Source organism: Chitinophaga arvensicola (genome assembly GCF_900110835.1).
GTDB lineage: Bacteria > Bacteroidota > Bacteroidia > Chitinophagales > Chitinophagaceae > Chitinophaga > Chitinophaga arvensicola.
The window spans coordinates 4,172,094-4,187,461 of the sequence record NZ_FOJG01000001.1; the positions used below are offsets into that span (position 1 = coordinate 4,172,094).

The 15,368-nt window shown below is 45.8% G+C and carries 12 protein-coding genes; 3 read left to right on the top strand and 9 right to left on the bottom strand.

Going from position 1 to position 15,368, the window contains the following annotated elements:
* Positions 1–34: 34 nt before the first annotated feature.
* The 3 genes from BMW79_RS17125 (at position 35) to BMW79_RS17135 (ending at position 1,293) form a co-directional block, all read left to right on the top strand.
* Positions 35–361: an ArsR/SmtB family transcription factor gene (locus tag BMW79_RS17125; protein ID WP_089896692.1), complete on the top strand. Its 327-nt coding sequence runs from the start codon at positions 35–37 to the stop codon at positions 359–361.
* Positions 358–843, top strand: coding sequence for an SRPBCC family protein (locus tag BMW79_RS17130; protein WP_089896693.1), 486 nt, complete (start codon positions 358–360; stop codon positions 841–843). Before BMW79_RS17125 ends, BMW79_RS17130 begins: the two co-directional genes overlap by 4 nt.
* Before the next feature lie 84 nt (positions 844–927).
* Positions 928–1,293: an MmcQ/YjbR family DNA-binding protein gene (locus BMW79_RS17135; protein ID WP_089896694.1), complete on the top strand. Its 366-nt coding sequence runs from the start codon at positions 928–930 to the stop codon at positions 1,291–1,293.
* 101 nt (positions 1,294–1,394) lie between these two features.
* On the opposite strand, the gene BMW79_RS17140 is transcribed toward BMW79_RS17135, so the two are convergent.
* The 9 genes from BMW79_RS17140 to BMW79_RS17180 form a co-directional block, all read right to left on the bottom strand.
* Entirely contained in the window at positions 1,395–2,357 is a 963-nt protein-coding gene (locus BMW79_RS17140; RefSeq protein WP_089896695.1) for a PorP/SprF family type IX secretion system membrane protein, read from the bottom strand.
* 28 nt (positions 2,358–2,385) lie between these two features.
* Positions 2,386–7,419, bottom strand: coding sequence for an MBG domain-containing protein (locus BMW79_RS17145; RefSeq protein ID WP_177192213.1), 5,034 nt, complete (start codon positions 7,417–7,419; stop codon positions 2,386–2,388).
* A 551-nt stretch (positions 7,420–7,970) separates the two neighbouring features.
* A complete protein-coding gene (locus BMW79_RS17150) occupies positions 7,971–9,491 on the bottom strand; it encodes a DUF6770 family protein (RefSeq protein ID WP_089896697.1) in 1,521 nt (506 codons plus the stop codon).
* Between the two features lie 71 nt (positions 9,492–9,562).
* On the bottom strand, positions 9,563–10,957 hold the full coding sequence (locus tag BMW79_RS17155; RefSeq protein WP_177192214.1) for a M48 family metalloprotease: 1,395 nt from the start codon (positions 10,955–10,957) through the stop codon (positions 9,563–9,565).
* A 98-nt stretch (positions 10,958–11,055) separates the two neighbouring features.
* The gene (locus BMW79_RS17160) at positions 11,056–11,880 is read right to left on the bottom strand and encodes a phosphatase PAP2 family protein (RefSeq protein WP_089896699.1); all 825 of its coding nucleotides are present in this window, start codon (positions 11,878–11,880) and stop codon (positions 11,056–11,058) included.
* 71 nt (positions 11,881–11,951) lie between these two features.
* Positions 11,952–12,398, bottom strand: coding sequence for a 6-pyruvoyl trahydropterin synthase family protein (locus tag BMW79_RS17165; RefSeq protein ID WP_245752515.1), 447 nt, complete (start codon positions 12,396–12,398; stop codon positions 11,952–11,954).
* 35 nt (positions 12,399–12,433) lie between these two features.
* Positions 12,434–13,087 (bottom strand): epoxyqueuosine reductase QueH, encoded by a 654-nt coding sequence (locus BMW79_RS17170; protein WP_089896700.1) that lies wholly within the window; start codon positions 13,085–13,087, stop codon positions 12,434–12,436.
* Between the two features lie 13 nt (positions 13,088–13,100).
* Entirely contained in the window at positions 13,101–14,027 is a 927-nt protein-coding gene (locus tag BMW79_RS17175; protein ID WP_218150328.1) for a methylenetetrahydrofolate reductase, read from the bottom strand.
* A 30-nt stretch (positions 14,028–14,057) separates the two neighbouring features.
* Positions 14,058–15,329: a serine hydroxymethyltransferase gene (locus BMW79_RS17180; RefSeq protein WP_089896702.1), complete on the bottom strand. Its 1,272-nt coding sequence runs from the start codon at positions 15,327–15,329 to the stop codon at positions 14,058–14,060.
* Between the last annotated feature and the right edge of the window lie 39 nt (positions 15,330–15,368).

Here is a 15,368-nt window from a genome sequence, read left to right on the forward strand (position 1 = left end):
TTGCATTTATATTTGCAAGCAGATACTTGCATTTATGAAAATCAGAAGAGATGTTTACCAGGCTATCGCCGATCCTACAAGAAGGGAAATCATTAACCTGGTAGCCGCACAGTCCTACAACGTAAATACTATTGCAGAAAAATTTGATATGACCAGACAGGCCATATCCCTGCACATTAAAATACTGGAGGAATGCGGTCTGCTGGTGATTAAACAAAACGGGAGGGAAAGGTTATGCGAGGTACAGTTAGATCAGCTGGATGAAGTAGCAGGCTGGATAGATCAATCCCGGAAACTGTGGACGAAGCAGTTTGAAAAATTAGATAAATACTTACAACAACAAAAAACCAAAGGAAAATGAAAACGAATAAAGAAGATCTTTTAATCACACATCTGTTTGATGCGCCACGCCAACTTGTTTTTGAGGCCTGGACGGATCCGGAACACCTGCAGCATTGGTATGCGCCGGATGGATGTACGATCACATTTAAATTGATTGATGTGAAAGTTGGTGGCAGATTTCATTCTGTTATTCATGATCCCGTTCATGGGGCGTGCTGGATAACCGGCATGTACCAGGAAATAAAGGCCCCGGAAAAACTTGTTTTTACAATGGAACTCAGTAATGAGCAGGGGATACCCGTTAGCGCCACCGAAGCAGGAAAATCAACGGATTGGCCGCCGGCCATCGTTACCACTGTCATTTTTGAACAGGTTGGGGAGCAAACAAAACTTACCCTGCACCAGACGGTAGCCGAAGCGGAAGCCAGAAAAACCGGCGCTTACCAAAGCTGGTTCAGTATGTTCGATCGTTTGAATGCGCTGTTACTGGTTAATAAATAGAAGTATTGTTGTGTCTTTTATTCCCGCCAATGAATTATATTTTGGGCGATATGATACCATTTGTTTAAAAATTATTCAGCAATAATGAATATCGAAGAACTGCGGGAATTTTGCTTGTCACTGCCTTTGGCCACAGAATATATGCCTTTTAAGGAGGAGTATCTGATCTTCCGGGTGTACGAAAAATGGTTTGCGGTTATTCCTATGAATGATCCTGACCTGAAAATTTCGATAAAGTGCAGCCCGGATAGCGCGATAGAACTCAGGGAGCGTTACAACAGTGTAAATCCGGCCTGGCATTTCAATAAGAAATACTGGAATAGCATCCTGCTAAATGGAGACATGAACGATGCTACTGTAAAACAATGGATCCGCCACTCGGTAGATCAGGTGGTTGGCAAGCTTTCAAAAGCAACCCGGCTGGAATATGGGGCGCTTAAAACCTGGTAAGCTATATAACATCTGTATGCTATGAAGCATCATCTGCTTAAATGATAAGCGCCCCCAAAAGTTGCTGACTTCCGGAGGCGCTTATCTAAACAGATATCATATTACCAACCCATTTTAGGCATTCCGGATTGATTATCTTTTAATAATTTAAACCCAATGCAGAGCACATGACTACCTTTACTGTAAGCGGAAATATGCTTACTAACTCCCCACTCATATAAATAGCTGATCGAAATGCTTTTGATGATATTCACTCCAAAGCCGGCGCCTACAGCATCATCTTTTATATAGGTGCTACCGATCCACCCGAGGTTTTTGTACCACAGCTTTGCATTGATATCATACAGAAGCGGATTGGCAAAATCGGATTTAACCACACCGGATAACCACAGGCTGGTGGCCTGATCCTCAAAGCGGAATACGTAACCGAGCGAGCTAAGTAATTGGCCTCTGTATTTCGACTCGCTCTCAGGCACATCAACAAACTTCGAAGAAATGATCTGCATCATCGATACACCTGCAAAAAAGTTTTTGCCATTTAACAGTAAGCCTGCATTCAGATCGGGTGTATATTTTTTTGACAGGGATGCCTGTACACCTGCGGCAGGATCGCCGGGTTGATCCGGATTAAGGCTTTTGGCAATATCGTACCTGGTGCTACGCAGTCCGCCTGCAAAACCGGCAGATAATACCAGTCCTTGCGACAACGGCAAATGATACGCATAGCCCAGATTTAAGTTGAGGGTAGTATAGGGGCCAATCTTATCGTAATATAGATTTAAACCTATACCGTGGCCTTTACTGATAACATCCTCCTGCTGTTCATCCGCTTTTGTTTTTAAGCGCATTTCGCCGTTTACCCAGGCGGTAGAGGGGGCGCCGTCGATGCCTACCCATTGTTTATTGAGACCCAGCCGTAACTGGCTGTAGTCTTCTATTCCGGTGGCTGCTGGATTCAGAAATGATGGATTAAGGTTTAGTGCCGATTGTTGCGGGCGTGTTTGTGCAATGCCCGCATAAGAGAGGAACATCGTGAACAAAGACGTTATTATAATTCGTTTCATAGTAATTAATTATTTCAGTTTTGAAGACTTACTTTAAAAGATTTAACCATCCTGTAACAGGCGTATCACCGGGTGTTTTAATAACGCGGTAGAAGTATACACCTGCTGGTAAATCTTTACCAGCATTTTTTCCATCCCAACGGGAAAAATTCTTAGACTCAAAAACAAGCTGTCCGTCACGGTTGATGATCGCCACATTGGCTTGCGGATAGTTGGCCAGCTCAGGAATGGTCCAATAATCATTAACGCCATCACCATTAGGAGAAAAAGTATTCGGTATGGAGATGTTTTGTATAGCCAGCTGCCAGCTAAACTGGCTTTTGCATCCCTGTTCTCCTGTAACGGCTACGGTATAGTTACCGGATGTTTTTACGTTGATGGTATTCGTTGTTTCCCCATTGCTCCATAAGTAACCAGTGCCGGAAGGTGCTGTCAGTTGATAGATACCTGCTCCTGCCAGTTGCTGAGAGATATTACCCGAAGGTGCCGGTAATACTGTCAGTTGTCCGTTTACGTAATTGAAGCTATAGTTGGAAGCAGCACCATCTGATGGTGTCAGTGCATAGTTGCCTGCCGTTTTATGTGACGGTATATTTACAACCGGTTCTTTGTTCAGGGCTGCAACGGTCTCGCCATTTTTAAACCCTGTATAACTTACAGGCACTGCTGCGAGTGGCTCTTCCGGACAGATGGTTTTATCACCTGCTGTGGCCGTGAGGACTGCTTTATTGATTACAAGACTGGCCGGATTATAATGAATCGTGTAGTTGCTGTTGAGCGCCAATGTCCGTTGTTCGATGGTGTAGCTGCCGGCATTGTCGCCAGTTGCCCTGCCCAGTGTGCCCGTAAAGGCATCATTGGGAAGCAATGCAGGGGATACCGTATATGTGAATACAGGATCGGCATCACCATACACCTTGCTTTTTGCTTCAGCGGTAACAGTAACCTCCCTGGCTGTTACGGTTAGGTTATTACCCGTATAGGAAATGCTGTAATTGCTGTTTAGCGCCAGACTTCCCTGGCTGATGCCGTATGCACCAATGCTTTCTCCGGCTGTTCTGCTCAGTGAGCCGGTGAATTTATCGCCATTTACCAGTGCGGGTGATACGCCATAGGTCAATGCAGGATCTGCCTCGCCATATGCTTTGCTTTTTGCGGCAGCGGTAACTGTGACTGGTTTGGTGGTTACCCTTAAATCATTACCCGTATAGGACAGGATATAGTTACCGTTCAACGCCAGCGTTCCCTGGTTGATGCCATATGTACCGATATTTTCTCCTGCTGTTCTGCTTAATGCGCCGGTGAATTTATCGCCATTTACCAATGCGGATGATATGTCATAGGTCAATGCGGGATCCGCTTCGCCATATACTTTGTTTTTTGCGGCTGCGGTTACAGTAACCGGTTTGGCTGTGATAGTTAAATTATTGCCCGTATAAGACAGGATATAATTACCGTTCGAAGCCAGCGTTCCCTGGTTGATGGTGTAGGTACCGGTGTTTTCTCCAGCTGTTCTACTTAAGGCGCCGGTTAATTTATCGCCGCTTATCAATGTGGGTGATACACTATAGGTAAATGCGGGATCTGTTTCCCCGTATGTTTTGCTTTTAGCGGCTACCGTAACAGTGACCGGTTTGGCATTTATGGTTAAATCATTACCCGTATAGGAGAGGAGGTAGTTGCCATTCAGTGCCAGCGTGCCCTGGTTGATGGCGTATGTGCCTGCATTTTCTCCGGCTGTTCTGCTTAAGGCGCCGGTGAATTTATCGCTGTTTATCAGCGCGGGTGATACGCTATAGGTCCATGCCGGATCCGTTTCTCCGTATGTTTTGCTTTTTGCGGCTACGGTAACCGTGACAGGTTTGCCAGTTATCGTTAAATCGCTACCGGCATAGGAGAGGATATAATTACCATTCAATGCCAGCGTTCCCTGGTTGATAGCGTATGTGCCTGCATTTTCTCCGGCTGTTCTGCTTAAGGCGCCGGTGAATTTATCGCTGTTTATCAGTGCGGGTGATACGCTATAGGTCCATGCCGGATCAGTTTCTCCGTATGTTTTGCTTTTAGCAGCTACAGTAACCGTAACTGGTTTGGCAGTTATGGTTAAATAATGACTCGCATAGGAGAGGAGATAGTTGCTGCTTAATGCCAGTGTTCCCTGGTTGATTTCATATATGCCGATGTTTTCTCCACTTGTTCTGCTTAAGGCACCGGTGAATTTATCGCTGTTTATCAGTGCAGGAGACGCGCTATAAGTCAATTCGGGATCCGTTTCTCCGTATGTTTTACTTTTTGCGGCTACCGTAACCATGATCGGCCTGGCGATGATGGTTAAATCATTATTCGTATAGGAAAGAGTGTAGTTACTGTTCAAAGCCAGCGTTCCCTGGTTGATGGTGTATAGACCCACATTTTCTCCTGTTGACCTGCTTAATGCGCCGGTGAATTTGTCGCCGGTTACTAATTCAGGTGATACGCTATAGGTCAATGCCGGATCTGCCTCACCATATTTTTTACTTTTAGTTTCCGCAGTAACGGTAACCGGTTTGGCGGTGATGGTTAAATTATTAGCGGTATAGGAAAGGGCGTAATTGCTATTCAACGCCAGCGTTCCCTGGTTGATGGCATACGCACCGGTGTTCTCTCCGCCTGTGCGGCCTAATGCGCCGGTAAATTTATCTCCTGGAATTAATGCAGGCGTAAGCGTATAAGTGAGTGCAGGATCTGCCTCACCGTATATTTTGCTGATTGGATCGGCTGTTACAGTGATGCTTTTAGGGTTTACCTGTAACGTCCGGTCAATGGCCGTAGCAGGAAGGTAATCGCCGTTGCCTGCCTGCGAGGCGGTGATGGTAGTAGTACCGGCACCCACAATATGCACCTGGTTGCCTGTTATGGTTGCTACCGCAGGATTGCTGCTGGTATAGGTGATCGCTAATGCGGAGCTGCTGGTGGCACCAGGAGCAAAATCGGCTTCTCCATAAGTTTTAGCCGGCATGTTGTTAAACGTGATGTTTTGCGGAACCGGATTATGTATTTTAATATCTGTGGTGGGGGGAACGTTGTTAAGTGTAATCAGGGAGCTGCAACCGTTTTTGCTCTCAATAGCAGCGCCATTCAGGTGCAGCGTGTTGCCAATGGAGATACCGTCCGGATCCTGGTCAGTAGCGCTTACGGTGTACCTGAATAATAGAGCGGATGAGCCGCTGCCGGAAACATAGTTTGCGGAAACAGTACCACCTGTATTAAGTGTAAGTGGCACAGCAGGAACGCCCCCTGAAGTATTTACTACCACATCTTCCGTATAAGTTACGGTAAATTCCAGCGGGTCGCTGCCTTTATAGGTACCCGCCCCAGGTACAGATAAAGCCGTAATAGCCGGTTGAGGATTTACTTTTACGGTGAAATCAGCAGGAGTACCGTCGCAGGCGTCGGCAACCGGGGTGACAGTGAAAGTTACATCAGCGGGAGCAGTGGTGGTATTCGTCAATGTACCGCTGATGTTACCCGAACCGGCAGCTGCAATACCTGTTACAGCGGTTGTGTTGCTTCTTGTCCAGTTAAATGCGGTGACGCCGGAAGATCCTGTCAGTATAATCGGGGTGATGTTATTGCCTGAACAGATAGTTTGTGACATCGTTGTTGGTGAAGTAATGACCGCTCTGTTCTTTACTTCTACTGTAGCTGTGACAGGGTCGGGGGTACAGCCATCAGAAGTGGTGGAGGTAATTGTAAAAGTGACCGTTACGGGGGAAGAAGTGGTATTCTCGAGTATGCCGCTGATATCTCCGGTGCCACTTGCCGCTATGCCTGTTACGGAGGTGGTGTTATCGCGGGTCCAGTTGAAAGTAGCACTGGTCGCCGTATTGGTTAATGCAATGGTGCTAATTGCTGTGCCAGGGCAAATAGATTGTGATGCGTTACTGACTTGCGTTGTTCCGGCATTTGTTACCGTAAATACTGCACTTGAAGAAAATGCACATCCATAAGGATCGGTATAGTCGTAGCTAACCACTTGTGTGCCCGCCGATGGATCAAAATATCCGCCGCTGACACCGGTGCCTGAATATGAGCCACCTGCCGGTGAGCCGGTGGTTAATTCGATAGGGGGCTCATTGGAGCATATACGTAATGGCGCCGTAAAATTGACGGGATTAGTGGCGCATACGATGGTTACAGAATAAAACTTTGATGCTGAGCATCCACTTGCATCAAACACGGTAACTGTAAAGAAGAACGTACCTGTAGCGGTAGGTGTTCCAGACACAACGCCACTGGTAGACAGCGTAAGGCCGGGAGGCAATGCGCCGCCAGTAATGGCGAAGGAAGGTGGTCCTAATGTGCCGGTCTGCGATATTGTTTGATTATATGCTGTACCGGTTCTGCCAGAAGGGATACTGGCTGTGGTCAGCGTTATTTCCGGACATACGTAGGGTACATATGTTACCTCGTCAATACCAATGTAGTCGCTATTGGGGCCAGCGGGGCCACCATTGGTCACAAAATACCGGAATGCCAGTCTGCCGGAAGTAGGGGCTGGCAGTCCTGATATCGTAATGGTATATTGTGCCCAGCTTTCCGGGTAAGTACCTGTTGTCTGTGTTGGGTTAATAGCCAGCAGTAAGTCGGTAAAATCGCCAACACCGGGAGCTGTACTACCCACATTGATACTGCCTCCGTTTGCACTCATACGTACTTCCAGGCGATCGGGCAAATCGGGATGGCCGTCTGCTATAGTAGGTTTGCGTGTATAAAACATGAGCACATCGCCGTTACGGAGCGTGCGGTTTGGCATAATCAGCCAGTTGCTGATGGTACCCGTACCTGCTACGCTGTTCGCATCTACGCCAATATAGGCATCGTCGGCACCGGCGTAAGCATTGAAGGGACCCGGATCAGGCAGTGCCGTGGTGGGCTTGCCCTGAAACCAGGTTGCTGAACCCGGCAGAGTACTGTTGTTTTGTATAATCCATCCGGATCCTGAAAGGGTACTGATATTATTAAAACTCTCCGTATATCCCTGCGCGTAGCCGGTGTTCAACCGTAGTAGGAACGTTAGCAAAAGGAATAACCAGCTTTTTGGGATAAATAGCAAGCGGCAGACCTGTAATTTTGGTTTCATGAAGATGTATGTTGCTTTTTTATTAAAGTAGCATTGAATTCATAGCACGATCCTCCAGGAGCGCATATTGCTCCCGTTAATCGTGAGATAGGACTAAACTAATCGAGGCTTTGCCAAACGGTATAGGTTGGCTACAGAGGTGGTTTAATCACGCATTTTCGAATAGTATAGGGATTTATTAAATGATATTTCTGCTGTTCCCGTTTTCAGAACGGGTGCAATGTAATAACATTCGTTATACGAAAATAGCGTAAAAATACTTATTATTAAAATAGTTTATATAAAAAGGTGGATTCACTAATACGATCGGCTAAACGCAGAAACTAAATTGAATACTGCAATCTGCATGAATATCTTTACACGGCTTTGCCATGTTTGCCTGGAAAGGACTGTGCAAAAAAAGAGCTGGTCTGAATAAGACCAGCTCCTGGAGTTCCAGTTAACTTATTCATCAACTTAGCAAGCACTCTTTTTCTTATATGCGGTGCTGCTTAGCTTATTTTTTCGAGATGACAATCGAGGCGTTTATCTTTTTTATAATATTCCATAATCATGATGGAGCCTGGCTTTGCCGGTAAAATTCTGGATTTGCTGGCTTTTGATTTCAGGTTTATTTTATCCTGTTTAAAGGTAGTGCCATTAAACCGGATGGTGTTAAAGGTTTGCCCCTTGTAATCACTGCTTCTTACATAATCGCTAAAGCAGAAGGAAAAGGTGATATTGTCCTCGTCAACAGTAGTAAAGTTATAGTCAAATGCGCCTGTGCTTTTTAACATCATTGCGATCAGGTGCTGGCTGTTGAAGTCCGAAATGGCACTTAATTCTGCATTGTTATTTGTTTTGTCGTACACTTTGGCGCCTGTTACTTTGAAGTTTTTATCGAATGTCATTACCACCATATCGGTTGTAATAATTTTTGTAGCCCCTACATTGGTGCCAGCACCGGCAGCGGCGCCTAATACTTTTAAGGCAACACCGCCGGCGCTTACCTGTCTTTTATAGCCTTCACCTACCACATACATATTCCCGTTGGCTGCTTGTACCATGTTATGAATATAGAGGTAGCCTACTTCGTCGATTTTACCTTTGCTATTGGTACGTAAATATTTGGCAAAATCTTTTTCCCAGCTGTTATAGGTTTTGGAAAGCACTTTTCCACTGGTCGTTACTTCATAAACTGCCAGTCCTTTACTGGCATCTTTGGCGACGTTGGCGTCTTTATCGAAATAGGTACCCATTAATATGAATTTGCCACCTTCCTGCTTAACTTTCAGGGAAGTCGGCAGCAGGAGGTATTCATCATTTTCTCCATCCAGGTCAAATACTTTTTTCTTTGTTACAAAGTTGATGCCCACAATGTGAGCAGATATGCCACCGGTTAGCAGGTGTTTTCTTTTCAATACCTGCAGTACAATTAAGCTGTCGGTATTACCCAGGTATTCGGCAAAAGCTATCCGGTCGTTGTCATCGTTGGGGATATATTTCCAGTATGCCTTTGACTGGGAACCGTAGAAATCCACTTCATAAGTACGGTCTTTTCCATCTCTTACCGGCATAACAGATACATAGCCTTTTTCGCCCACGTCAAATACGTTATTGTTGGTGCCATCGTCTGTATGCAGTGTTTTGTACTGCTCCATCAGTTGTTCTGTTTTCCTGGAGTATTCGCTTGTGTAATTGTTGATCAGCTTACCATCCAATGAATATATTCTCATGTTAAGGCTTCTTTCCTTTTCGTTCTGGAAAAGAAAAGATAGGCTGCCGCCATTGTAACCGGCTTCCAGCAGGTTGATGTTTTTGGAATCCTGGAATTTGATATCTTTTACCTTGTTCAGATTTTCATCCAGGATCTGCAGGGTATATTCGTTTGTTTTTCTGTCGACTTTATCACTCAGATAAAAGAAAAAGTAGCCTTTGATCTGCTTGTTTTCCATAATAGTACCACTACTCTGGAAGTAGGTAGCATATACATTGTCGACCGATAATTTGTTTTGTGCGTGTGACAGGGACACGCCATGCTGAGGAACAGCAGGACTGTCAGCGTTTTTTTGAACATCATTTCAAGGTTTTAGAAGGGGATTGTTTATTGATTATGTAATTGTCTTGCTTTATTGTATTCCCGCATAAATGCTGCGTAGCCGTTCATTTGGGTATGGAACGCGCTGAGATAATAGAATGCAATGGCCGGGTATTCTTCGAGGTATAGATTTTGGATCATCTGTAACAGTACATTATAGTTTGCCGGATAATCCGGTGCCGGGAGTTCTGTTAGTTTGCCGAGGGTATGTGTTTGCTGTGCATCATAGCAGCTGTTGAGTATTTTGCCGATTTGTGTTACCAGGTAAGGATCACCGGGCTTTTCCTGTAGCAGTAAAAGGGTATAATATAAGCTCCTGGTATAATTATCGTTTTCGTAAGCGTAGGCGATTATTTCGTACTTAAAGGCCTGTCGCAGGGAATCGAATGCTGGCTTGCTAACGATGTTCCAGGCAGGCTGGCCGTCAGGTCGCGTGGTAGTATATGGCTTGAGCAGGTTGATACGCTTTTTGCAGTCGGGATGTGTTTTAAGGGAGTCCTGTAACTGATCGTCTTTTTCCAGTTTGGCGTGTCCGCCGAGTAACCCTTCCCGTTTGGAGATCCATCTTTTCCGAAAGGGATAATCCGGGGCGTTAAACAGCTGTTGCAGCTTTTCGGCGGTACGCAGGGTATCCACATCGATATTATCGAGCAGTGTAAGTGCGGAGAGCGCGCCTTCCAGGTTAAAGCGGGTATGCTGCATAAATATCATGCCCATGGAGTCTGCGGCTGATTCATGATCCCTGCTGTGTTTGCGACTGTTGAAGGTAAGGCCTTTCATCAGTTGTTCCAGACGTTCCCGTTTACCGTATTCGGAGGATTTGATCTTTTTCAGTTCATCCTGCATGTCTTTACCGTTCATGGTATTTACATACCGGGCAATGCTGTTTTCACTATGCTGCAGGTAGTAATGCGCGAGTTCATGGCATAGTACAAAGACCGCCTGGCTTTCATTTTCCAGTTCTTTGAACAGCCCCATATTAAAGAGAATAATTCCTTCTCCTATATAGCTGGCATTGGGTACGCCGGAGCGCGAAAAATAGCAGTGTACCTCCAGTGGCTGCAGTAGTGGATTGGCCTTGATGATTTCTTTTACAAGGGCATCCAGGTATTGTTGTGCCCCGGTAGCAGTATAGATTTCCTGTTTGTCGAATTTGGATTTGATGTTATCCCAGCGCTGGTCGTAAACCGCTGTCAGTTCTTTTTTATTTTTTGCCGGCAGTTGGGCGATATTGGCTTTATAATGTGTTTCAAATTGTTGTTCCAGGCTGGCCAGCATCCGCTCATTCTGGGGGACCGGTTTAAACATCTGGGCATTTCCGGTAATAGCAACAGCAATACACAGGAGGAAAACAATACAGCTCCGGGCCATTACAAGGCGCTGGAAGGAAAACATACTCATAGTTAGGTAGGTTATAGGTCTCCCGAAACTAATATATTTATTTTCAAATGGTGGAAAATAGCATGCTAAACTTTTCAAGCAGGAAGCGAACTTTTGTGCTAGAATCCCATTGCTACGGCTTTTTTCCGCTCCAGTTCCCGGTGATGCCGGAACACACTTTTGGTTACAAAATGCCCAAGCGCCAAACCAATCCATACATCGCTGCTCCAATGTCTGTTTTCGTACAGGCGTGTTACACCAGTCATGCCGGCAATTCCATACGCCACCCAGGGCACCCAGGGATGATCTTTACCATATAGCTCTGCGAGAGAAGTGGCTACAGTCATTACCGTCAGGCTATGGCCGGAAGGGAAGGAGGTATGTTTTTTCTGCGGATCCTTGCTGAAAGGTGCTGCAAAATCGAAGGGGGAATCGTAATAGGTAGGGCGGCCGCGTTTTATAACAGTTTTGATAGTAGCATAAATGGCGGTAGAGATGATCAGCGATTTGGCAGTCATCAAACTGCCGTGTTCCAGCTTGCGATCGTGCGTAATAACGCCGGCTACATACATACCGGCCACGAGATAAGGAGAGTACGCGTTTCCGAATGGTTCAATCTGATCGGTTACGCTGGTCATGAAGTTGGTTTGATTATGTACAAAAAAGTGCTTGATGCCATAATCGTTGGCTACCAGGATACCGGCTACGCCAGCCACAGCGCCGAGGCGGATGAAATCTTTCTTTTCCCAGTGCGCGGGCCGGGCTACTGTATATTTCAGATCCCTCCAGATGCTTCCCAGGTATACGCCGTTGATGCGGTACCGGATAAGGGTATCTGCGGCATTCACGGTGGTATCTCCGGGCGCAGTGGCGATACTGTCGGATTGCGCGCAGGTACCAAAGGGAATGACAATCAGTAAAAAAGCAATCGGGAGAAATTTCATTTATGCAAAAGGCTTCAGATGGAGCGAATGTAATATTTTTTATAAAAATCTCCCCTTTACATTATAGTTCTTTATCCAAAACACTCCGCACTGTTATTCTCCGTCTCTGCCAGTCTCACTGAATGAAGCAATACGCCCTCATAGCCCTCAATCGGCACTTTGAGTTGTTTGAAAATTTCAACGCAGAGTAATTCAGTGGAGGCCATCTTGCCAGCCATAAAATCTACGTCCAGGTTCAGGTTCTTATGGTCCAGTTTTTCGATGATATAATCATTGATGATTACCTTCAGCTCTTTCAAATCTATGATATAGGGCCTTTCAGGATCCACATCGCCTTTTACCGTTACGAAAAGCTCATAGTTGTGGCCATGATAATGAGGGTTTGCACATTTCCCAAATAGTTGGAAGTTCTCTTCTTCGGTCAAATCCTGCCGGTACATCCGGTGTGCAGCGTTAAAACGCTCTCTGCGTGTAATAAAAGTCAGCATTGTCTGATGGTCATCTCTTTTTATCTCCATACACGGTAAAGAAGGGACATTCCCTCTTACTATGTTTACAGGTTATTATTACTATAATATTTTTCACCAAGTTTGATCTTTTCCCGTCCGTTTTCCATACGCCATTTATTGGTATCGCGCAGGGAATAGGCACAGCCGCAGTATTCCTGCATATAAAACGCCTCTTCCTTGCTTATCTCGAGCATGCGGCTGGAACCACCCTGTTTACGCCAGTTATAGGTCCAGTAGTTGATGCCTTCGTAATGACCAGCAGCTCTTATGCCGGAATCATTTATCTGCTCCATGTTTTTCCAGCGGGAAATTCCAAGTGAACTACAGATGGTATCAAAGCCATGTTCGGAAGCGTATAGGGCTGTACGTTCAAAGCGCATATCAAAGCACATGGTACAACGAATGCCTCTTTCGGGCTCCAGTTCCATTCCTTTTGCCCTTTCAAACCAGTTATCGACGTCGTAATCAGCATCTATGAATGGAATGCCATGCTTTTCTGCGAAGCGTATATTTTCCTCCTTCCGGAGATCATATTCTTTTTTGGGATGGATGTTGGGATTGTAAAAGAAGATGGTAAAATCTATCCCTGAGGCAATGATTGCCTCCATCACTTCCCCTGAGCATGGTGCGCAGCAGGAGTGTAGCAGTAGTTTTTTTCCCTGGTTGGGAAGCTCCAGTTTTTGACGGATAAAATTCATGTGCATTTTGTGATTATCCAACAGATAAGGCGGCTGTTTGCCTGATACCTTTAGCTGAAAGCATTGTTCCGATGGCATTTACCATATAGATAGACGCTTCGATCTCATCTTTCCTGATAGCTACACTTTCGATATTAAATCCAAAGGGTATGCATTGTTCTGAACAGAATGCCGTTAATTCTTCTGCTATATCCAGGCAAACATTCACAGATTTTTCCAGCATGTTTTCCGCATTTTTCAGCTCAACTTTAAGGTCTTCAGGCACGTGGATACCCAGCCACTCCATAAAGTGCAGGGTTTTCTCTGAGCCGCAGGCGGTGAGTGTGAAAATGATGGTAGGAGGTGTTATCTGCTGATCACGACAGGTGCGGCAAAGATCTTCTATCATCTGTTTGGCATAGTCTACATTGAATACACATTGCGAAACGAAGTAGGAAACTCCGCATGCTGCTTTTTGCAGTATGCGGCTGTCTTCATCCTTTAGTTTGGCGTGTCTTTCAGGAATTGTCACTGCGCCAACTACAGAGGTATCTTCATGGTTTTTCCAGATCTGGTAGGCATGCGGCAGACTTGTTTTTACCTGGTAGTTGGGGGACGGTACACCAACGAAAACAGGATAGAAATTTTCTTCTTCCAGGCGATGAAGCCAGGATGTTAATTCCTGTTCCGAAAACTTTCCTGCCGGACGGTAAATAATTTTCGGGATTTTCAGGTCTTTAAGATGGTTGCTCGCAAATTGAAACGGATCTAAAGCATTGATAAAGGGGAACGGCCGTTCGGCTGATGTGCGATCCGATTCGTCCTGCACATCATACACAATCAATGCATCTATATCGAGCGGCACGAGCCTGTTCATGGTTCTTGCAGCAATTTCAGCTACCCGTTCAGGTGGCGTTTCTTCCTTTGGCGGTGTGATACCGTATGTCAGAATCCCAGACATGCCGGACCTTATCTTCTCCAGGAACATATATTATTTGTATAAAGGGTTTGCGGCCATTAACAGTGCTACCTGGCGGCGCACATTTTCCAGGGTTGCTTCATCAGCCGGATTGGATAGCACGGCATCGATCATTCCTGCGATCTGTTGTACATGATGTTCTTTCAGGTCACGTGAAGTGATAGCAGCAGTGCCTATTCTGATGCCAGATGTGACAAATGGCGATTTATCGTCGAAGGGTACCATGTTTTTATTTACTGTGATACCAGCAGCCCCCAGTGCATTTTCAGCTGCTTTACCGCTGATGTCTTTGTTACGGAGGTCGATCAACATCAGGTGGTTATCCGTACCTCCTGAAATAATCTGATAGCCCATGTCCACGAATGACTGTGCCATGGCGGCGGCATTCTTTTTTACCTGTGTTACGTAGTGCAGATAGTCATCGGTCAATGCTTCGCCGAATGCTATTGCCTTGGCTGCAATGATGTGTTCCAGCGGACCGCCCTGTGTGCCTGGAAATACGGCCATATCGAGCAATGCCGACATTTTCTTCAGTTCTCCTTTTGGGGTCTTCTGGCCGAAGGGGTTCTCAAAATCTTTGCCCAGCATGATCATGCCACCACGAGGACCACGAAGGGTTTTGTGAGTAGTAGTGGTTACAATATGGCAATGGGGCATGGGGTCATTTAACAGGCCCTTGGCTATTAGTCCTGCGGGATGGGAGATATCTGCCATTACCAAAGCACCGATCTGATCAGCCACTTCACGGATAAATTTATAGTCCCAGTCCCTGGAGTATGCGGATGCACCACAGATGATCACTTTCGGTTTTTCTTTGAGGGCAACGCTTTCCAACTGTTTGTAATCAATATAACCGGTATCTTTTTTTACACCGTAGAAAAATGGTTGATACAGTTTGCCGGAGAAGTTGACCGGCGAACCATGTGTAAGATGACCGCCATGGGAAAGGTCAAATCCTAATATTTTATCGCCGGGTTGAACGGTGGCCAGCAATACTGCTGCATTCGCCTGTGCGCCGGAATGTGGCTGTACATTCACCCATTCCGCACCGAACAATTCCTTCGCGCGATCGATGGCGATGGATTCGATTTTATCTACGACTTCGCAGCCGCCGTAGTAGCGTTTATCGGGCAATCCCTCTGCGTATTTATTGGTCAGTGCGGAGCCGGCAGCTTCCATTACCTGCTTGCTTACAAAGTTCTCAGAAGCGATGAGTTCAATGCCGTTTTCCTGGCGTTCCTGTTCTTCTGCGATCAGCTCAAATATTGGTTCGTCTCTTTTCATATGTTTAAAGTGGCTGCGGATGTTTTATATCCGCAGCCG